Source organism: Streptomyces solincola (genome assembly GCF_002982015.1).
In the GTDB taxonomy this organism is placed as follows: Bacteria; Actinomycetota; Actinomycetes; order Streptomycetales; family Streptomycetaceae; genus Streptomyces; species Streptomyces solincola.
Genome location: NZ_PVLV01000087.1, coordinates 1 through 18,219 on the forward strand (window position 1 = coordinate 1; position 18,219 = coordinate 18,219).

Annotated in this window: 16 protein-coding genes and 3 pseudogenes; 7 read left to right on the forward strand and 12 right to left on the reverse strand. The window is 74.5% G+C overall.

Annotated features, from left to right (window positions below; translation table 11 throughout):
• Positions 1-442 (reverse strand): DUF5954 family protein (locus C6N75_RS06590; RefSeq protein WP_258177264.1); only part of this gene is annotated, 442 nt, incomplete at its 3' end.
• 30 nt (positions 443-472) lie between these two features.
• A complete protein-coding gene (locus C6N75_RS06595) occupies positions 473-850 on the reverse strand; it encodes a YkvA family protein (protein ID WP_105867899.1) in 378 nt (125 codons plus the stop codon).
• A gap of 155 nt (positions 851-1,005) precedes the next feature.
• Between C6N75_RS06595 and C6N75_RS30485 the strand changes: the two genes are divergently transcribed.
• Positions 1,006-1,179 (forward strand): hypothetical protein, encoded by a 174-nt coding sequence (locus tag C6N75_RS30485; protein WP_181160370.1) that lies wholly within the window; start codon positions 1,006-1,008, stop codon positions 1,177-1,179.
• Positions 1,180-1,280: 101 nt separating this feature from the next.
• Here the strand turns inward: C6N75_RS30485 and C6N75_RS32195 are convergent.
• From C6N75_RS32195 to C6N75_RS06610, 4 genes and pseudogenes are all read right to left on the reverse strand, one after another.
• Positions 1,281-1,379, reverse strand: a pseudogene (locus C6N75_RS32195) (RICIN domain-containing protein); the annotation flags it as partial.
• Positions 1,380-1,629: 250 nt separating this feature from the next.
• On the reverse strand, positions 1,630-2,163 hold the full coding sequence (locus tag C6N75_RS06600) for a copper chaperone PCu(A)C (protein ID WP_105867900.1): 534 nt from the start codon (positions 2,161-2,163) through the stop codon (positions 1,630-1,632).
• Positions 2,160-4,475 (reverse strand): heavy metal translocating P-type ATPase, encoded by a 2,316-nt coding sequence (locus C6N75_RS06605; RefSeq protein WP_105867901.1) that lies wholly within the window; start codon positions 4,473-4,475, stop codon positions 2,160-2,162. Before C6N75_RS06605 ends, C6N75_RS06600 begins: the two co-directional genes overlap by 4 nt.
• Positions 4,475-4,687, reverse strand: coding sequence for a hypothetical protein (locus C6N75_RS06610; RefSeq protein WP_105867902.1), 213 nt, complete (start codon positions 4,685-4,687; stop codon positions 4,475-4,477). Before C6N75_RS06610 ends, C6N75_RS06605 begins: the two co-directional genes overlap by 1 nt.
• Positions 4,688-5,117: 430 nt before the next feature.
• Between C6N75_RS06610 and C6N75_RS06615 the strand changes: the two genes are divergently transcribed.
• Positions 5,118-5,333: a hypothetical protein gene (locus C6N75_RS06615; protein ID WP_105867903.1), complete on the forward strand. Its 216-nt coding sequence runs from the start codon at positions 5,118-5,120 to the stop codon at positions 5,331-5,333.
• Positions 5,334-5,447: 114 nt separating this feature from the next.
• Here C6N75_RS06615 and C6N75_RS06620 read toward each other — a convergent pair whose 3' ends face one another.
• Together C6N75_RS06620 and C6N75_RS06625 are read right to left on the reverse strand one after the other, a co-directional pair.
• A complete protein-coding gene (locus C6N75_RS06620) occupies positions 5,448-6,032 on the reverse strand; it encodes a sigma-70 family RNA polymerase sigma factor (RefSeq protein WP_105867904.1) in 585 nt (194 codons plus the stop codon).
• A 134-nt stretch (positions 6,033-6,166) separates the two neighbouring features.
• On the reverse strand, positions 6,167-6,949 hold the full coding sequence (locus C6N75_RS06625) for a hypothetical protein (RefSeq protein WP_105867905.1): 783 nt from the start codon (positions 6,947-6,949) through the stop codon (positions 6,167-6,169).
• Positions 6,950-7,544: 595 nt separating this feature from the next.
• Between C6N75_RS06625 and C6N75_RS06630 the strand changes: the two genes are divergently transcribed.
• Genes C6N75_RS06630 through C6N75_RS06640 form a run of 3 tightly spaced genes read left to right on the forward strand, consistent with a single transcriptional unit; the run spans position 7,545 to position 9,846 of the window.
• The gene (locus C6N75_RS06630; RefSeq protein WP_105867906.1) at positions 7,545-8,180 is read left to right on the forward strand and encodes a metal ABC transporter ATP-binding protein; all 636 of its coding nucleotides are present in this window, start codon (positions 7,545-7,547) and stop codon (positions 8,178-8,180) included.
• A complete protein-coding gene (locus C6N75_RS06635) occupies positions 8,177-9,046 on the forward strand; it encodes a metal ABC transporter permease (protein ID WP_105867907.1) in 870 nt (289 codons plus the stop codon). The genes C6N75_RS06630 and C6N75_RS06635 overlap by 4 nt, the downstream gene beginning before the upstream one ends.
• Positions 9,004-9,846, forward strand: coding sequence for a metal ABC transporter solute-binding protein, Zn/Mn family (locus tag C6N75_RS06640; protein ID WP_105867908.1), 843 nt, complete (start codon positions 9,004-9,006; stop codon positions 9,844-9,846). The genes C6N75_RS06635 and C6N75_RS06640 overlap by 43 nt, the downstream gene beginning before the upstream one ends.
• Before the next feature lie 216 nt (positions 9,847-10,062).
• Here C6N75_RS06640 and C6N75_RS06645 read toward each other — a convergent pair whose 3' ends face one another.
• Together C6N75_RS06645 and C6N75_RS06650 are read right to left on the reverse strand one after the other, a co-directional pair.
• A complete protein-coding gene (locus C6N75_RS06645) occupies positions 10,063-11,748 on the reverse strand; it encodes a class I adenylate-forming enzyme family protein (RefSeq protein ID WP_105867909.1) in 1,686 nt (561 codons plus the stop codon).
• Positions 11,745-13,538 (reverse strand): CoA transferase, encoded by a 1,794-nt coding sequence (locus tag C6N75_RS06650; RefSeq protein WP_105867910.1) that lies wholly within the window; start codon positions 13,536-13,538, stop codon positions 11,745-11,747. Before C6N75_RS06650 ends, C6N75_RS06645 begins: the two co-directional genes overlap by 4 nt.
• A gap of 205 nt (positions 13,539-13,743) precedes the next feature.
• Between C6N75_RS06650 and C6N75_RS06655 the strand changes: the two genes are divergently transcribed.
• Both C6N75_RS06655 and C6N75_RS06660 read left to right on the forward strand, forming a co-directional pair.
• Complete coding sequence (locus tag C6N75_RS06655) at positions 13,744-14,892, forward strand: acyl-CoA dehydrogenase family protein (RefSeq protein WP_258177265.1); 1,149 nt, start codon at positions 13,744-13,746, stop codon at positions 14,890-14,892.
• 143 nt (positions 14,893-15,035) lie between these two features.
• Positions 15,036-16,322, forward strand: a pseudogene (locus C6N75_RS06660) (thiamine pyrophosphate-binding protein); the annotation flags it as partial.
• Between the two features lie 47 nt (positions 16,323-16,369).
• On the opposite strand, the pseudogene C6N75_RS31390 reads toward C6N75_RS06660, so the two are convergent.
• Both C6N75_RS31390 and C6N75_RS06665 read right to left on the reverse strand, forming a co-directional pair.
• Positions 16,370-16,575 (reverse strand): annotated as a pseudogene (locus C6N75_RS31390) (amino acid permease); the annotation flags it as partial.
• A 318-nt stretch (positions 16,576-16,893) separates the two neighbouring features.
• On the reverse strand, positions 16,894-18,189 hold the full coding sequence (locus tag C6N75_RS06665; protein WP_105867913.1) for a class I SAM-dependent RNA methyltransferase: 1,296 nt from the start codon (positions 18,187-18,189) through the stop codon (positions 16,894-16,896).
• Positions 18,190-18,219: the final 30 nt, after the last annotated feature.

Sequence of the window (18,219 nt, forward strand, 5' to 3'; positions counted from 1 at the left end):
GTTCGGGGTCGGTGGGGCGGGGCTGCTCGATGCCCTCCCGGCCCAGTCCGACGTACTCCTCGACGCGCACGATCCGGTAGCGGGTGTCCTCGACGGTCAGTTCGTCCACCGGCTCGTTCTCAAGCCTGGTGACCGCGGCCAGCAGGGCGCGCCGCTCCGCCTTGTCCCGGGCGTCGTCCTTGGCCCGGAACCACAGCTTCGAGTTCAGGCTGTCGCGGGCCTGCTGCGGGCAGGCGGCCGTCAGCGGGACGACCACCCGCCAGCGCGCGCCGTCCGCGGCGTTCTGCGCGGCCACCCCGAACAGCGGCCCGCGCACCCCGACGTCCCCGGCGGACGCGATGGCGTCGACCGCGTCGGCCTCCACAGCGGCCTCCACCGGCTCCACCGGCACCCGCACCACCAACGGCCGCGGCGCACCGGGCTTCTGGTTCCCTGGCTCCATGCCACCCATCGTGCCGACTGCGCGGGTCCGTCACAGCCGATTCGCCGACTTTCCGCCTTCGGGGGGACGGAGCCGGTCCGCCGACGAGTCCGTGACAGCGCCCGCCCCGTCACTTCGTACGCCGTGCCGTGCGGCGGCGGAGTGCAGGGTGCGCAGGGCGAGCAGCAGGAGGCCGACGTCGTCGAGGTAGAAGGGATCGGGCAGCAGGTCCAGCGGGGAGACGGTGTAGAGGACGGACGCCCAGAACAGCGCCTTGCCGTGCAGCGGCACTCCGGCGTCCGTCAGCAGCCTGCGCGCCCGGAACAGCCGCAGCAGCAGCCAGAGGGCGGCGGCCGCCATGACGACGGCCGCCGACGCGGTGACGGGGACCCACCACGGAAGTCCGCCCGATACGTCCAGTCCGTCCATACGGTGCGTGTACCCGCCGGGGCGGCGGTACGCAGCCGATTGACGCGCACATGACTTGAACGGCTTACCGGGGGCAGACGGACGGCGGTGCCGACACCGTCCCTTCCCTTTCCGCAGATCCGCAGATCCGTACTTCCGTACAGAGGAGCCGACCCATGCTGGGCATAGCCGCCGCCGTGCTGTTCTTCATCGCCTTTCTGATCAACGCCGCCGACATCGGCACCAACGACGTGTTCTCGTCCACCAACCTGATGCTGCTGGGGCTGATGCTGCTGGCGCTGCACGTCGCCGGGGTCGCCAACTCCGTGCGGACGAGCCGCCGCCGCTGAGCCGCCGGCCGGAAGGGTCGCCGCGGGACGCGGCGGCGGGCTCCGGCTCCTCCGTGAGAGCGGAGGAGCCGGAGCCTTCTCGGGTCACCGGCGCCGGGGCGTCAGGGCAGGACCCACTTCTGGTTGGCGCTGGTGTGACAGGTCCACAGGTGGACCGGGGCGCCGTCGTTCCAGGCGCCGCCGGAGACGTCCAGGCAGGGAGGGGCTCGATCGGACCAGTGGGAGATCCACCGCTGCCGGGGCGCGCCGTCACCTCGGATACGGGGGGGCGGGGAGCGCGTCCCGCCGCCCCCGCCGTCCCGGTCAATGCAGGGACTTCATCCGGGGCCGTCCATGCTTTGTCACCGAAGCGGTCAAAGCGCCCTCACGGCAACGGCGTTGAACGGTTGCTACGCTCACCGCCCGGACTGGAGGGCGAGTGCGGCGGCGACGTACGCGGGAAGGACCCCGTCACTGTGACGGGACGGCCCTGAGGGGGGTGACGACGGCGTCGGCCGTGATCGGTCCCGTGCGCTCGAAGGTGAGGTCGAAGGTGATGCGGTCGCCGGGCCGCCACTGCGGCGACGCCCGCACCGTGAGGGCCGTACCGGAGCGGGACATGGCGAGCTCCGTCCGGGCGGGGACGGTGAGGGGACCGTTCGGTTCCCGGTAGGCCCCGTTGGCCTCGTTCATGCGGTGCCGGGTGATCTCGGCAGGGCCCGGGGACGCACCTCGTACCGTCGCCGAGACGAGCCGGTCGGGGGCGCCGCCGGTGTTGACGACCGGGAAGTAGGCGTTGGTGGGGCGTCCGGGGACGGCGGGCAGCAGGACCCGGCCCTCGCGGACCTCGATCCGGGCCGGGCTGCCCGCTTGACCCGCGAGGGCCCAGGAGGAGAGGCCGAGGATCCCCAGGACACCCACGAGGAGGGCGACGGCGCCCGTGCGGAGACCGTCGGTGAGGCGGGTGCGGTCGTAGCGCCACGCCGTGGGCGGGGCCGTGCTCATCGCGCACCGGCCACGGGTCGGCCGGCGCCCGCCGGGCGGTTCCGGGTGCGGCGGGCGGTTCCGGCCGCGGCAGCGGGCTGCCAGGTGCGCAGACGCAGGCTGTTGGCGACGACCAGGACGGAGCTGGCGGACATGGCGAGTGCGGCGAGCATGGGGTTGAGCAGGCCGACCATGGCGAGGGGCATGGTGACGAGGTTGTAGCCGAAGGCCCAGGCGAGGTTGGCGCGGATCGTGCCGAGGGTGCGGCGGGCCAGGCGTACGGCGTCGGCGAGGGCTTCGATGTCCGCGCGGACGAGGGTGACGTCGGATGCGCCGATGGCGGCGTCCGTACCGCCGCCCATGGCGATGCCGAGGTCGGCCCCGGCGAGGGCGGCGGCGTCGTTGATCCCGTCGCCGACGACGGCGACGCGGCGGCCCTCCGCGCGCAGGCGGGCCACCAGCTCGGCCTTCTCCTCGGGGGTGCAGCGGCTGTGGACCTCGGCGATGCCCAGGTCCTCGGCGACGGCGCGGGCCACGGCCGCGCGGTCGCCGGTGGCGAGCACCGGGCGGACGCCGAGCCTGCGGAGCCGGTCGACCGCGCGGTAGCTGCCGGGACGGACCTGGTCGCCGACCTCCAGCAGCGCCTGCGCCTTCCCGTCCACCCGGACCACGACGGCGGTGCGGGCAGCGTCCTCGGCGCGTTGCAGCGCCGTGCTCAGTTCCGCGGGCAGTTCCCCGGCTTCGGCGGTGACGACCTCGACCGTGTGTTTCCCCACCCGGCCGCTGACGCCCTTTCCGGCGACGGCACGGAAGTCGTGGACGCGGGGGATCGAACCGCCGCCCGGGGACCGGCGCGCGTGGGCGGCGATCGCCCGGCCGAGCGGGTGCTCGGAGCCGGCCTCGACGGCGCCGGCGAGCTTCACGGCGGTGGCCTCGCCGAGGCCGCCGGCTGCGGCGGTCACCCGGCCGACGCTCATGTGTCCGCTGGTGAGGGTGCCGGTCTTGTCGAGGACGACGGTGTCGATGTGCTGGAGCCCTTCGAGGGCTTGGGGGCCGCTGACCAGGATGCCGAGGCGTGCTCCGCGGCCGGTGGCCGCCATGAGGGCCGTGGGTGTGGCGAGGCCCAGGGCGCAGGGGCAGGCGACGACCAGGACGGCGACGGACGCGGTCACGGCGGCCTGCGGGTCGCCTCCGGCGCCGAGCCAGAAGCCGAGGACGGTCGCGGAGAGTGCGAGGACGATGGGGACGAAGACGCCGGCCACCGAGTCGGCGAGCCGCTGGGCGCGGGCCTTGCCGGCTTGGGCGTCGGTGACCATGCGGGTGATGCGCGCCAGTCGGGTGTCCTCGCCGACGGCGGTCGCCCGGACGACGAGGAGTCCGCCGACGTTCACCGAGCCGCCGGTGACGTCCTGGCCCGGGGCGACCTCGACCGGTTCCGACTCCCCGGTGACCAGCGACAGGTCGACGGCCGAGCCGCCCTCGGCGACCTGTCCGTCCGTCGCGACGCGTTCACCGGGCCGTACGACGAAGAGGTCGCCCGTGCGCAGTTCCTCGACCGGGACGGACACTTCGGCTTCTCCCCGGCGGACGGTGACCTCCTTGACGGCCAGGTCGGCGAGGGCGCGCAGCGCCTCACCCGTACCGAGCCGAGCGCGGGCTTCCAGGAAGCGTCCGAGGAGGACGAACAGCGGTACGCCGACCGCCGCCTCCAGATACACGTGGGCCGTGCCGTCGCCCGCCGAGGGAAGCAGCGTGAAGTCCATGCGCATGCCCGGTTCGCCGGCGCCGCCCAGGAAGAGGGCGTAGAGAGACCAGGAGAAGGAGGCGAGGACGCCGAGGGAGACCAGGGTGTCCATCGTCGCCGTCGAGTGCCGCAGCCCCCGCAGTGCCTGCCGGTGGAACGGCCAGGCGCTCCACACCGCCACCGGCGCGGCCAGCATGAGGCACAGCCACTGCCAGTTCGTGAACTGGGCGGCCGGGATCATGGAGAGGATCAGCACGGGCAGGGACAGCAGGGCGGTGGCGACGAGCCGTTGACGCTCCGAGTCGGTGTCGGTGTCGGCGTCCTCGTCCCGCCCCGGGCCGTGCTCCGGCGCGGGCTCGGGGCGCGCTGCCTCGGCCGTGTATCCGGCCGCCTCCACCGCCGCCACGAGGGCGTCCCGGGTGACCTCGCGAGGGTGTGTCACCCGGGCCCGGCCGGTGGCCAGGTTCACCTCGGCGGCCACCCCCTCCAGTCGGCCGAGCTTGCGCTCGACGCGACGCACACAGGCGCCGCAGGTCATGCCGCCCACGATGACGTCCGTGACGACGCCGGTCTCGGTCCCCGCGGTCATCAGTGGCCGCCCGAGTGGTGTCCGGGAGTGGCGCCGCCCTGCCCGGAGCCGGGCGAGGCGGGGCCCACGATGCCGGGTGCGACGGGCCCGACGGCGGTTCCCGCCGCGTAGGCGCCGGTGAACACGACCCCGAGCAGGAGCAGGAAGCCGCACACCGCGGGCGGCGGCAGGAAGCGGGCGAACGCCCTCGTACGGACTGGCGTCTGTTCCACGGCTACGGCCTCCGGTCACGTCCTTCCCCGTCCCGCCGACGGGACGCGGTATGGGAGGGGTCGAATACCGGGGAGGGGTAGTTCCACGGCCTTCACGTGACGCGCATCACACATCGAGGGGTCGGCGTCCGGGGCCGCGCGGTGCGGACGTGGACCCTGGGGATGTGCTCCATGTGCCCCTACGCCCGCCGCCGGACCGCCGGGCGGGGCGGCCGCCCCGCCGGAAGAGTCGTACCGAAGCGGTGTCCGGTTTCCGATGGATGGCCGGAGTCGGGGGGGGCATCGGGAGCACAGGGTCGGTCCTCGTGCTCCCGTGCGGCTCTCCGGACGGGCGTGGGTGGGCGTCGGCCGGGCATGACTCCTCCGTCCGTGAGGACAGGGCGGCATCGTGCGGCCTTGGTACGGACGCGATCGAGGAAGGCGTGTGGCGATGGCTGACATCGGTTCTCTGGAGCCCCTGGCGACGTTCTGCGGGAAGTGCGACTGCGGCTGCCCGCAGCTCTTCGTGGACGAGAGCGCACCCCCGGAGCGCCGGGTGGTGATCACCGACGACTTCGGACAGAAGGTGGAGATGAGCGCGGACCAGTTCGCCTCGCTCGTCGAGGAGGCGAAGGAGGGCAGGCTGGACGCGGTGGCGGCGGCCTGAGGACCGCCCGTTCGCGGTCGTTCACGTCCGGCCCCCGGCTCACCGGTCGTTTCCGTCCGCCGAGGACGGCGGACGGAAACGACCGGTAGCGGAGCACTCGAGGGCCGGTCGGCCTCAGGCGGCGGTCGGCATCCCTTCGGGGTGCCGCACCGACCGGGCCAGCGCCGCCCGCGCGCGGAAGACCCGTGACCGGACCGTGCCCACGGGGCAGCGGGCGGCCCGTGCGGCCTCCTCGTAGGAGAGGTCGAGCAGTTGGGTGAGGACGAACGCCTCCCGCCGGTCGTCGGGCAACGCGCCGATGAGGGTCCGCAGCAGCACGCCCTCGTCGAAACCGGGCAGGTCCGTCGGCTGCGTCCGCTCGGCGACGTCCTGCCAGTCGGCGAGGTCGAAGACCCGTGGGCGGGACGTCTTGGAGCGGATGCTGTCGATCACCGCGCGCCGTGCGATGGAGAGCAGCCACAGCCGTGCCGGGGCCCGCCCTTCGTAGCGGTGGAGGCTGGTGAGGGCGCGCAGAAACGTCTCCTGGGTCAGGTCCTCGGCCGTCTGGGCGTCGTCGGCGAGCCGGCCGACGTACCGCCGCACATCGCTGTGGACCTCGCGGATGAAGCGGTCGACGGCGTCGGCGTCGCCCCGGGAGGCGGCGAGGGCCCAGGTGGTGAGGTCGTCGTCCGTGACGTCTTCGGACAGGGCAGGGCTCATCGGGGGGTCGGGTCCTTCCGTGTTCCGGGCACGACGGCACGCGTCCGCCGGCTGCCCGTGAGGGTGGGACCCCGTGCGAGGGCACGGGGGTGCTCCCGGACGGCGAACGGCCGCGGTCCGGGTCTCGTCCGCTGTCACGCGACAGCGGCTCCCACCGGAGGGCCCCGGGTGATGAGCGTGTGGAAGAGCAGCCGCAGCCGGGTCGGCCGGACGGGCTGGTCGAGGGAAGGCGTCCTCGGCGGTTCCCACGTCGGAGCGGGCGGCGCCGGCCGGAGCGCGAAGGGGATGAGGACACGGTCCGTGGCCGCGCGCAGGACGCGGAAGAGGGCCCGCTCGCCGTGGGCGAGCCAGAGCCCGCACAGCAGGGCCGCGGCGACGTGCGCGGCGAGCATGCCCCATGAGGCGGTACCGGTCATCGCGGCCATGTCGTGGCCGCCGCCTCCGTGGCCCCCGCCGTGTCCCGCGTGCCGGAGAGCGAGTATCGCGGACGAACCGTCGCTCAGCGGCGGCAACGTGAGGTCCCGGGTCAGACCGGCGCTCTCGGCCACGTCGTAGGCGCGAGCCGCGGCGGCCAGGTCGCCGTGCGGCCCGCACAGGAGGTGGTCGACCCAGCGTCGGGCCGGGTCGGACTCCGCGCCAGGTGGCCCCGCCGGGGAGGGGGACGACGCCTGGGCCAGGGTGAAGGCCCCGTGCAGGGCCGCCTGGACCGCGAGGGTGAGCGCCACCACCGCCACGTGGCCGCGTTCCCTGCCCGCGGCCGCCCAGCCGGCGCCGCCCACGGCCACGAAGGCGAGGACGAGAACGTGCCACGGCAGGGACTCACCGGACATGAGCACATGTCCGACGGACGCGAGCACCACGCACACCACCGCGAACATCGCGGCGCGCACCACGCGCAAGCTCCCCCCGACTGTCATGGCACGCATCCTGACAGCTCGTGCCCGGCGCTCGCAGACCGGGATCGGATCCGCGCCGTGGAAGACCGCGGGCCAGGGGCCGGCAGACCGCAGAGGACGAACCCGCCGGTCATCCCGGCCCGGACCGGGTGTCCACGACGAGGGACCTGCTGGCCGCGTCCCGTCCGTGCATCCCGGCATCCGTGCATCCGTGCATCCGTTCAGCGGGATGTGGCGGAACACGCGGCCGGCAGGCCGGGAACGGTCCACGCTCGGGGAAGGCGCATTCCCCTCCGGCCCGGCGGCGTCGTCCTGGCACGGTGATCCCCTCGGGATGCCTGCCTCGCGAGGCCCGTCCCCCGTGGGGGCCGTCCCCGCGGCCCTCGGAAACCAGGAGGCTCCGGTGCCGACTCCTGCACGCGCAGCCGCCCCCCGCCCCGGTCTTCCGACGCGCCCGCGCGCCCGCCGGACCACCGCCGGCGCCTCGGCGGAGGACTCCCGAGCGGCTGGACGCCGGGAGACCGCCGCGTCCTGGAACCAGCGCCGCACTCCATCCGACTACTCGGTGAGGAGGGGCGGGCCGGCTCCTCACGCGCGCCGTCGAGAAGGGTGTGGGATGGGCGGGTTGGACGTGCGGATGCACGGGGTCACGTGCAGGCACGGCCGGGTGGAGGCGGTCTCGGGGGTGGACCTCGACATCGCCGCCGGGGACACGGTGGCACTGACCGGGACGAACGGCTCGGGCAAGACGACGCTGCTGCGCGCCGTCCTGGGTCTGCACCGGCAGGCGGGCGGATCGATCCTGGTCGGTGGCCGCGGCACGGGCACGGCGGCCGAGTGGGCGTGGCGGCGGCGCTCCTGCGCCTGGATCCCGCAGAAGCCCGCCGTCGGCCGCTTCCCCCTGCTCGGAGCCGAACTGCTCGCCAGCGGCGGGGCTCCCGCGAAGGCCGCGGAGGCGGCCGACCGGCTCGGGGTGGGCAGGCTGGTCGAGCGGCCGCTGCACACCCTGTCCGGCGGGCAGCTCCAACGCATGTACCTGGCGCGTGCGATCGGCTGTGTCGCCGCCGGAGCGCAGGTGCTCCTGGCCGACGAGCCGACCGCCGCGCTCGACTTCGACGGGCAGGCCGAGGCCGCGGACGTCCTGGCGACGCTGCCGGTGACCCTGGTCGTGGTCACCCACGACCGGGCGCTCGCCGACCGGTGCGACCGGGTCCTGGAAATGGCCGCGGGCCGACTGCGGGAGGTCCGGTGAACACCCTCGCGACCGCCGACGTCGGCGCGCTGCTCCAGCTCGTCCCGGTCCAGCGGGCCGGGCTGGCCCTGCTGCTCGCGGCCGTCGGCCTGCCCGTCATCGGCGTGATCATCGTCGGTCTGGACATCATGCCGGTCCGCTTCGCGATGATGCACGTCGCGCTGTTCGGGATCGCCGTCGGCCTCATCACGGGACTCGACCCGATGCTGTGCACGCTGGTGGCCTGCGCCCTGGCCGGGGCGGGCGTGGCGCCCCTGGCCCGTACGCCGGACGGACTGTCCGGTGCGATGGGTCTGCTGATGAGCCTGGCCATCGCGGGGGCCCTGCTGCTCCTGGCGGTGTCCGGGGTGAACGCCTCCGGCGCGTTCGCGCTGCTGTGGGGGTCGATCCTCTCCGTCGGCACGGCGGACCTGGTCGTGCTCGGCGCGCTGGCCGTCGTCGTACCGGTCCTGTTCTGGTGGCGACGGCGGGACGTCGGCCTGCTTCTGTACGACCGGGAGCTCGCCGAGTGCTCGGGCGTCCCGGTCCGCGCGTTGACCGCCGCGCTGCTGGTCCTGGTGGCCGTCGCGGTCGCCGGAGCGATCAAGCTCACCGGCGCTCTGCTCGTCGACGCGCTCACCCTGCTGCCCGCCCTCGCCGCCCGGCGGCTGGGCGCCTCACTGAAGTCGATCACCCTGTGGGCGATCGGGATCGGGGTCGCGGTGAACCTCACCGGGTTCCTGCTGGCCCTGTGGCTGGACTGGCCGCCCGGACCCGTCCTCGTCCTGACGGCGGGGGCGGTCGTCCTCGCCGTGCACCTCCTATCCGAACGGAGAACCACCTCATGGCGCGCACCGGCGTCCGCATCCCGTCCCTCCTCGCACTGAGCGCGCTCGGCATGGCCCTCGTCACCGGCTGCGGCGGCGGCAAGGACGACACGTCCTCCCCCTCGGCGTCGCCGGCGGCCGGGGTGAACGCCTCCTCGGCACCCGCCGACGGCACGCAGAAGCCCGCGGTCGTGGTCACCACGACCTGGGAGGGCGCGTTCGCCAAGGCGGCCGGCGCCGACGACGTCAAGGTCATCGTCCCGCAGTCGGTGCACCACGCCCCCGACTACGACCCGAAGCCCTCCGACCTCGCCGCCGTCGCCCAGGCCGACTTCGTGCTGTACGCACCCTTCGAGCCGTACGCCGCGAAGATCAAGGAGGCGGCCGGCTCGAAGGCGAAGCTGGTCGAGGTCAACCTCGACAATGACCCCGACAAAGTCAAGGCCGAGGTCGACAAGCTGGCCGCGCTGTTCGGCACCACCGAGGCCGCGACGACGTGGAAGACCGGGTTCGACAGCGAGTACGGCAAGCTCAACAAGGACGTCCAGGCGGCCTGGCCCGGCGGCAAGAGCCCCGTCACCGTCACCCAGGTGTTCACCGGCTGGGCGGCGAAGCTGGCGGGCATCACCCCGGCCGGCACCTACGGACCGGAGGCCGTAACCCCCGCTCAGCTGGCCGAGCTCTCCGGCAAGAAGCCCGCCCTGGTCCTGGACAACGCCCACATGTCGACCGGCACCGTGCTGCCCGACTCCGGCGCCAGGCAGGTGCGGATCGTCAACTACCCGGGCGAGGACCTCGACCTGCTGGCCGTCTACCGCGACGCGGCGACCGAGATCAAGAAGGGGATGGGCGGGTCCTGACCCTGTGGCGTCGGGGCCGCCGTCGGCCGCGGAGCCCGGGCCGGGCGGCGGGCTCACTCGGGTGCGTTCCCGGTCGGAACGCGCCCGAGTGCCGTCCCCCTGCCCGGGGAACGCCGCTGAGGGTGCGGGCGCGCTTCGCCCACCCCGCTGTCCGCCGGCGCGGGGCGGCAGTCGGGTCGGCGCCGGTCACGCGGTGCGCGTGACCGGCCCTCCTGTTCAGCCCGCTTGCGCGAGCGGCGGCTGGTGCGGCTGGGCGACGGGGTCCGTCCCGGCCGGGGTGAGACGCTCCCGGAGCGCGGCCCGGTCGGGCTTGCCCGCCGCGGTGAGCGGCACGGCCCGGACGACCAGGAGCCGTTCGGGGTGCTTGCGGCGTTCCATACCCCGAGCGGACAGGTGCTCGCCGAGGGACTCCAGGGTGGGAGCGTCCTCCCCCCGGGGGACCACGCAGGCCGCGAGTCGCTCGCCCATCACGGGGTCGGGGACCCCGACGCACACCACGTCCCGGACCCGCGGGTGCGAGGCGAGTTCGCGTTCGACCTCGGCCGGGCTGATGTTGGCGCCGCCCCGGATGACGATGTCCTTCAGCCGTCCGACCACGTGCAGGACACCGTCCGCGTCGAGGAATCCGAGGTCGCCGGTGCGGACCCAGCCGTCGGGGGTGCGGTAGCGGGTGTCCAGGTCGGGGGCGCCGACGTAGCACAGCGGGGACATCGGGCCCCGGGAGATGATCTCGCCGACGGCGCCGTCGGCGAGCGCGTCGTGGGTGTCCGGGTCGGCGATCCGGATCTCGGTGACGCGGGGGTCGGGCCGGCCCGCGACGACCCCCGAGCCGTCCGTGGGCGGGACCGCGTGGGCAAGACCGGTGTGGCAGTTGACTCCGTCGGCCGAGCCGTACAGGTTGACGACGGCGCAGCCGAACGCCGTCGCCGCGGCGGCCGCGGTCGTCTCGTCCAGCGGCGCCCCGCCGAGGATGAGGGCGATCGGAGCCGGGAGGGGTTCGGCGTCCGCGTCGAGACGTTCGAGCATCATGCGGACCATCGTCGGCACGCCCAGGACGTGGGTGGGCCGGTGCTCGCGCAGGGCGGCGAGGGCGGCGTCCGGGGTGAAGTGGTCGAGGAGGACCAGCGTGCCGCCGTGGCGGGCGAGGGTCACCGCTGTGCCGTTGGAGCCGAACGCCGAGGCCAGCGGCACGAGGAAGAGGCAGCGGGGCGGCGTGCGGTCCGGCATGAGCGACGCGAGGAAGTTGCCGCGTCCGCCGGCCAGGGCGTTGTGCGAGTAGGCGATCATCTTGGGCTCGGCCTCGGAGCCGGAGGAGACCAGGATGCGGGCGGCGCTGTCCGGGTCGGGGCGGGCCGGCGTGAACGCCTTGGGGTCGCTGCGCATCAGTCCGGTCCAGGCCACCGTGCCTTCCGGTGCCTCGCCGGGGCCGACGGCGACGACATGGCGCAGGTCGGGCAGGGAGCGGGTGAGGGCGTGGAGGTCGGCGGCGTGGCGGAAGTCGCGGTGTTCGACGGCGGCGATGACGGCCACGGCCTGGGCGCGGCGCAGCAGGCATTCGGCCTCCAGGACGCCGCGGCCCACGGGGAAGGGCAGGGCGACGGCGCCGAGGGCGGCCAGGGCCAGGTCGGCGATGACGGCGTTGCGGTGGTCGGGGAGCTGTACGCCGACCACATCGCCCTCGCGTATGCCGAGGTCTCTGAGACCGGCGGCCAGACATCGGACTCTGCGGTCGAGGGCCGTGTAGCAGAGTCTGCCCTTGGCGTCGAGGACGGCGGTGTGGTGCGGGTCGGCGATCTGGCGGGCCCGGAAGAGGCTGTAGAGGTCGAGGTCGGGGCAGGTTCCGTCGGTCGCCCAGGAGCGGCGGAGTCCGGCGGGCAGCAGGTCGTGCAGGTCGACGGTCATGCGAAGCTCCAGGGGGCCGGGACGGCGGGGGCGCCGTGCGCGTCGCGGTGGACCGCGCCGCGCAGGCGCGGGTCGTGGTGGAGGGCGGACAGGTCCGTGGTGACGGTGGTCGCGGCCAGGCCGTGGCCGTGCAGCAGCGCCAGCGCCTCCGCGGTGGGCAGCGCGGTCAGGTCATGGGACGCGGCGGCCCGGGCATCGCGGTCCGCGGGCGCGATCCAGCCGTCCGCCGTGGCCAGCGGACGACGGAACCCGGCGGGACGGCGGGGATTCTCACCCCGCCCGATCCGGGCCAGCGCGGGCGCGGTGAGGGTGTCGGCCGCGCCCAGCAGCGAGGAGTCCACCCGCACACCGCGGCCGGTGCGCTCGCGCAGCAGGAGCCCGGCCAGGACGGCCTCGGCGCCGTGCAGTCCGCCGAGCACGTCGAGCAGCGTCATCAGGGAGGGTGCGGGCGGTTCGCCCTCGGGCCGGACCGCCTCGCCGACGCCGGTGCGGGCCTGGACCATGAAGTCGGTGCCCATGGGGGCGTCGTCGAGCCGGTCCGCCCAGCCGCCGGTGTACGCGTAGACGAGGGCGGGGTTGGCCCGGGTCAGGTGCTGCGCGTCCAGGCCCAGTCCGGCCGCTTTGCCCGGAGCCCAGTTGTGGAGGAAGACGTCCGCGTCGGCGGCCATCTCGGTCAGCCTGCGCCGGTCGGCCGCCGCCTTGATGTCGATCTCGACGGCCTTCTTGCCGCGGTTGAGGGCGAGCCAGCGTGCCGACACGCCCGACGAGGTGGGCGGCATGCCGCGGAGCGGGTCCCCGCCCGGCGGCTCGATCCTGATGACCTCCGCGCCCAGGAGGCCCAGCAGGTGGGCGGCCAGGGGCGCCTGGATGCGCCGGCCGGCCTCCAGCACGGTCAAGCCCGTCAGCGGACCGCCGTCGGCCGCCGGTGGGACCGGCTTCGCCGTGCGCGCGGGCCGCTGGAACGATGCGCCTCCGACCGGCAGGAACGACCAGGGAGGCGCGCCGTCAGTCTCCGCGTGCCGCTCCGCCAGGGTCCGCAGGACGCACACCTCGGCTCCCGACAGTTCGGCGGCCCGGCGGATCTCCGCCAGTGGATTCCCGCGCGTGACCTCGTGCAGCACCGGCGGGAAGGGGGCGCAGGCCGTGGCGTAGCGGAACTGGAACGGCCGCCAGCCCGCCCGGACCGCGTCCGCGGGTGCCTCCAGGCTCCGCCAGAAGGCGGCCCAGGCGCCGGGGTCGAGCGTCTCCAGCTCGAAGAGGACCCCTTCGGCGGAGGTGAAGGGCGGCCCTCCGGGCGCGAGTTCGGCGGCCTCGCCCTCGTCGGCCCCGGCGGCCGCCAGGTACTGGGAGACCGCGAGGAGTCCGGCCCGGTCGGCGCCCGCCGCGACGGGGCCGATCTCCGCTCCGCGGGACTGACCGACCAGGCTCGCGAGCAGCCCCTGGACGGCGAGGACTCCGGTGGCGGTGGCGGTGTAGTCGGCGGCCAGGCCGGCGGGGAGGCCGGTCCGGCGCCCGTGCACGGCCATCACGCCGGTGGCGGCCTGGACGGTGGCCTCGTCGACGAGTCCGGTCCCGGGCGCGCCCCAGTCCACGGTGGCGGACACGGAGTCGAAACCCCGGCCGCTCACCGTGATCCCGTCGTCCCCGGCCCTGTCCGGCGACCGATCCGCGCGGGCCCCGAGCAGTTCCAGGTGCGCGGCGACGACGCCGGCGATCTCCACGGGCCCCGAGACGGTGGTGTCCATCGCGTCGAGTGGTCGTAGGGCCGCCGTGGCTGCTGGTGACGCCATGCCTCTCCTCTCCCGGCGCCCGGCGGTGGCCGGCGCCCGAGTCGTACCGAAGACGGGAACCAGGACGCCGGTGCGCCCGACCAGTTCCGCAGAGAGAGTCGGACACGCGTTCCCGGGAGTTCCCCGGGACGACAGAGGAGGCATCGCCGTGCGGGATCCCGCGGCCTCGGCCGAACCCACCCGATCCGATCGCGTCCCGGCCGAGTTGGCCGAGCACGTCGGCCGGTTCGTCGACTCCGTGGTGGTACCGGCGGAGACGGTGCTCGACGCCGGTGGTCCGGCGGCGGCCGAAGCACTGGCCGAACTGCACGCGCGGGCACGGTCGGAGGGGCTCTGGGCGCTCCCGCTCCCGGTGGAGCTGGGCGGCGGTGGGCTGTCGTTCTCCGCCTACGCACACCTCGCGGAGGCCGAGGGGGCCAGCGATCACGGGCCGGCGGCCCTCGGCTCCGCTCCCCTGCTGGACGTCGGCATGCTGTCCCGGCACGCGACCGACCGGGTCCGCGACGCCTGTCTGCGTCCCCTCGTCGCGGGCGCCATGCGGACCTGCTACGCCATGACGGAACCGGACGTCCCCGGCACCGAACCCCGGCTCACCTCGACCACCGCCACCCGCGCGCCGGACGGCGGCTGGCGGGTCAGCGGCCGCAAGTGGTTCGTCTCCGGAGCCGCCCGGGCCGACCTGGTGACCGTGCTGGCCCGGACCGGCGGCGCCCCGGGCGACCGGGACGGCCTGTCACTGCTCCTGGTTCCGACCGGCACTCCTGGGTTCCGGGTGGTGCGGGAGCTCCCCGTGTTCGGCGCGGCAGGACAGTACGAGATCGAGTTCGACGGCGTGGTGGTTCCGCACGACCATCTGGTGGGCCCGGAGGGCGGCGCTCTGACCATCGCGGGTGAGCGGCTGGCGATCGGCAGGACGCTGCGCTGCCTGCGCTGGCTCGGGCAGGCCCAGCGGGCCTTCGACCTGATGTGCGAACGGGCCGTCACGCGCCGTGGGACGCGCGGCCCGCTGGCCGACCACCAGCTCGTCCAGCAGCACGTGTTCGACGCGCTCCTCGCTCTGCGCACCACCCGGCCGCTGGTCCACGAGGCGGCGGCCCTGGTCGCGGCCGGGCGGGACGCCCGTACGGAGGTGGGTCTGGCGAAGGTGGCCGCGGCGCGGATGCTCCAGCAGGTGGCCGACGCGGCGATCCAGGTGTTCGGAGCGGCCGGCCTGGGCCCGGACACCCCCCTGCCGGCGTTGTTCCGCGGCGGTCGGGCCGCGCGCATCCTCGACGGGCCCGACGAGCTCCATGTCACCTCCGTCGCGCGCCGCGTCCTCCGCGCCCGGGCGGAAGCGGCCGCTACCCGCGGGTGAGGTTTCGGAGCCCGCCGAGATCGCACCGCCGGATCCCCCCTCTGCATAACTTCGAAGGGCTCACGTCGTTCAGAGGACGTCCGGTACGGGAGAGGCGCAAACGGCAGGTCTGCGCCTCCTCCCGCACCGAAAGGAGACCAGTGGTGCGTTCTGTACGAGAGGTTGTCGCCGATTCCCTGGCCGCCTCCCAGGTGTCGACGGTGTTCGCCCTCATGGGGGCGGCGAACCAGGAGCTGATGTGCGACCTGTCGGAACGCCACGGCATCCGCCTCGTCCACGGCCGTCACGAGAGCGGCACCGTCGGGATGGCGGACGGCTACTCCCGGTTCAGCGGCACCTTGGGCGTGGCGACGGTCACCTCGGGCCCCGGCGTCACCAACACCGCGACGGCCCTGGCCGTGGCCCGCGCCCACGCCACGCCGGTCCTGCTGCTCGCCGGGGACAGTCCGCGGGGCGATGTGCGAAACCCGCAGTATCTGGAGCAGCAGTCCTTCACCCGGCTGTGCGGCGGAGCTTCGGGGTACGTCGGCGATCCGGGTGTCATGTCCCGGCTTCTGGGCGATGCAGGACGGACCCTCGCGTCCGACGCCCCCTACACGCTGAACATGCCGGTCGACGTCCAGGAGTCGACGACCGATGCCGACCCGGTCCGGTTCACGCCTACCCGTGGACAAGGCACCGACCTCCTCGGTGACCCCGGCCACGCGCGGGACGGCGACCTCGTTCGCGACACGGCGCGGCTGCTGCTGGCTGCCGCGCGGCCGGTCGTCCTCGCGGGTCGTGGCGCCCTGCGCGCGGAACGTCCGGTCTCCGCGCTCGCCGATCTGCTCGGGGCCCCCGTCGTGACCACCTTGAGGGCGGCGGGCTTCCTGGCTGACCACCCGCTGTGGGCAGGGGTGTGCGGCCCCATGGGAGACGGGCGGTCGCACAAGATCCTGGCGGAGGCCGACCTGGTCCTGGTCCTCGGCTCCTCCCTCCACCCGCTGGCCACCTGGGCTCTGCGCGTCCGCTCCCCGCGCCCGGCCCTGGTGCGGGTCGACACGGCCGAACCGTCCGGAGACCTGCCATGCGGGACGTACCTGCGCGGTGACGTGGAATCTGTCGCGGACACCCTGGTACGGCAGCTCTCCGCCCTCCTGCCGGGCGGGCGTCCTCGCCCCGTCCTGCCCGCCTGTGACGACGCCTTCGTGCACCGCTCGGTCTCCTCGGGCGTGCACGTGCGGGACGCGCTGGACACGCTGCGGACCCACCTGCCCGCACAGCGGCTGATGGTGATCGGCGGCGGACACGCCGCTCTCAGCGCATGCCAGGCGATCCCGCCCACCGGCCGGCGCGACTTCACATGCGTCAGCACGGACTTCGGCGCCATCGGCCAGGCGCTGCCCGTCGCCATCGGTGCCTGCTTCGCCCGACCCGGCGAGCGGGTCCACCACATCACCGCGGACGGTGAGCTGATGATGTCCCTCGCGGAACTGCACACCGCCGTGCGCAGCCCGCCGAAGCCGTCGAGGAACGCCTTGCCTCGCCACCCCGGGCCGCGCTGGACGCGCCAGTGCCGGACCATGCCGGCTGGGCGATGGTGAAGCCGACGAACACGCCGATGGCGAACGGCGGCACGAGGGTGTTGGTGTCGCCGCCGGAGAAGACCAGCAGCGCGCAGGAGACCAGGGACAGGGCCAGCACCACGAGCACGAGTGCCGCGTTCGTGTGCGACAGCCCGGTCGGAGCCGACGGGCACCTGCGCCGCCTGCATCGTACGGCTCGAGGCGGCGGAGTGTCACCTGGACGTTCCCGCTCACCGGCCGTAGCAGCGCACTGTCGATCAGACCCTTGCGGCCAACCTGCCCCGCAGAGTGGCCATCAGGGGCCTGAGCAACGACACAACGAGCCTGGCACCCCATCAGAACGGGCGTCAGATGAGCGTCGCGAGTGTTGTTTCAGCGTCGGGATATCGCTCGCAACGCCCACTCCGCGCACCCACAAAACCCCAGCTCAGAGCCCTTACTTGACCGGCTCCAGGATCGCGACGCACTCCACGTGATGCGTCATCGGGAACAGGTCGAACGCCCGCAGCGTGCGCGGTCGGTAGCCGGCCTCGCGGAAGTAGGCGAGGTCTCGGGCGAGGGCGGCGGGGTCGCAGGCCACGTAGGCGATGCGGCGGGCGTTGAGGGCGGCGAGCTGGGTGATGGTCTGGCGGCCGGCGCCGGCGCGGGGCGGGTCGAGGACGACGAGGTCGGCCTCGGTGATGCGGGTGCGGGGCAGGACCTGCTCGACCTTGCCCTGCTCGATGCGGACGCGGTCGAAGTGCTGGAGGTTGTGGCGGGCGTCCTCGGCGGCGCGCTTGCCGAGTTCGACGCCGAGGACGGCGCCCTTGTCGCCGACGCGGTCGGCGAGGGCGCCGGTGAAGAGGCCGGCGCCGCAGTAGAGGTCGAGGGCGGTGTCGCCCTTGCGGGGCAGCAGGCCCTGCATCACGGCGGTGACCAGGGTGTCGGCGGCCTTCGGGTGGACCTGCCAGAAGCCGCCGTTGCCCACGCGGTGGGTGCGGTCGTCGGCGCGTTCGCGGACGAAGGGGCGGCCGTGGACGCGGTGGACGCTGCCGTCCCGCTCGTGGACGCGCAGGACGGAGACGGGCCTGTCCAGCTCGACGAGAGGGAGGCGGGCGCCGGGGCGGGGGGTGAGGACGACCTGGCGGTCGGCGGAGCCGGTGGCGGCGATCGCCTCGATGGAGGCCATGCCGGGCCAGTCGCGCTGCTCGATGCCGAGTTCGGTGACCCCGGGGGCGGCGATCAGGCAGCGGTCGACGGGCTCGACCTCGTGGGAGCGGTGGCGGCGCAGCCCGGCGCGGCCTTCGGCGTCGACGGCGTACTGGACGCGGGTGCGCCAGGCGGGCACCTCGCCGGCGGGCAGCTTGTCGCCCTCGGCGGGGACGACGGTGCCGTCCCAGCCGGCCTGCTCGGGGGTGAGGCCGGCCAGCCGCTGGAGCTGCTCGGCGATGACCTCGCCCTTCATACGGCGCTGGGCGCCGGGCTTGGCGTGCTGCCAGTCGCAGCCTCCGCAGCGGCCGGGGCCGGCGAAGGGGCAGGGGGCCTCGACGCGGTCCTTGGAGGCGTCGAGGATCTCCACCGCGTCGGCGCGCAGGAAGCGGGAGCCGGCGGTGCCTTCGGTGACCCGGGCCACCACGCGCTCGCCCGGCAGGGTGTGGCGGACGAAGAGGACCTGGCCCGCGTCGTTGCGGGCGATGCAGTGGCCGCCGTGCGCGACGGGGCCGACCTCGACCTCGTACTCCTGTCCGACCAGCGAGGGCTCGGTGGCGGCGGGGGCGGAGGG

What these genes read in the sequence shown, in the direction of transcription:
- C6N75_RS06600 (WP_105867900.1), bottom strand. Translation starts at nt 2,163, where the DNA reads ATGAGCACGGCCCCGCCCACGGCGTGGCGCTACGACCGCACCCGCCTC.
- C6N75_RS06645 (WP_105867909.1), bottom strand. Translation starts at nt 11,748, where the DNA reads ATGACCGTCGACCTGCACGACCTGCTGCCCGCCGGACTCCGCCGCTCC.
- C6N75_RS06640 (WP_105867908.1), top strand. Translation starts at nt 9,004, where the DNA reads ATGGCGCGCACCGGCGTCCGCATCCCGTCCCTCCTCGCACTGAGCGCG.
- C6N75_RS06630 (WP_105867906.1), top strand. Translation starts at nt 7,545, where the DNA reads ATGGGCGGGTTGGACGTGCGGATGCACGGGGTCACGTGCAGGCACGGC.
- C6N75_RS06595 (WP_105867899.1), bottom strand. Translation starts at nt 850, where the DNA reads ATGGACGGACTGGACGTATCGGGCGGACTTCCGTGGTGGGTCCCCGTC.
- C6N75_RS06605 (WP_105867901.1), bottom strand. Translation starts at nt 4,475, where the DNA reads ATGACCGCGGGGACCGAGACCGGCGTCGTCACGGACGTCATCGTGGGC.
- C6N75_RS06650 (WP_105867910.1), bottom strand. Translation starts at nt 13,538, where the DNA reads ATGGCGTCACCAGCAGCCACGGCGGCCCTACGACCACTCGACGCGATG.
- C6N75_RS06625 (WP_105867905.1), bottom strand. Translation starts at nt 6,949, where the DNA reads ATGACAGTCGGGGGGAGCTTGCGCGTGGTGCGCGCCGCGATGTTCGCG.
- C6N75_RS06620 (WP_105867904.1), bottom strand. Translation starts at nt 6,032, where the DNA reads ATGAGCCCTGCCCTGTCCGAAGACGTCACGGACGACGACCTCACCACC.
- C6N75_RS30485 (WP_181160370.1), top strand. Translation starts at nt 1,006, where the DNA reads ATGCTGGGCATAGCCGCCGCCGTGCTGTTCTTCATCGCCTTTCTGATC.
- C6N75_RS06615 (WP_105867903.1), top strand. Translation starts at nt 5,118, where the DNA reads ATGGCTGACATCGGTTCTCTGGAGCCCCTGGCGACGTTCTGCGGGAAG.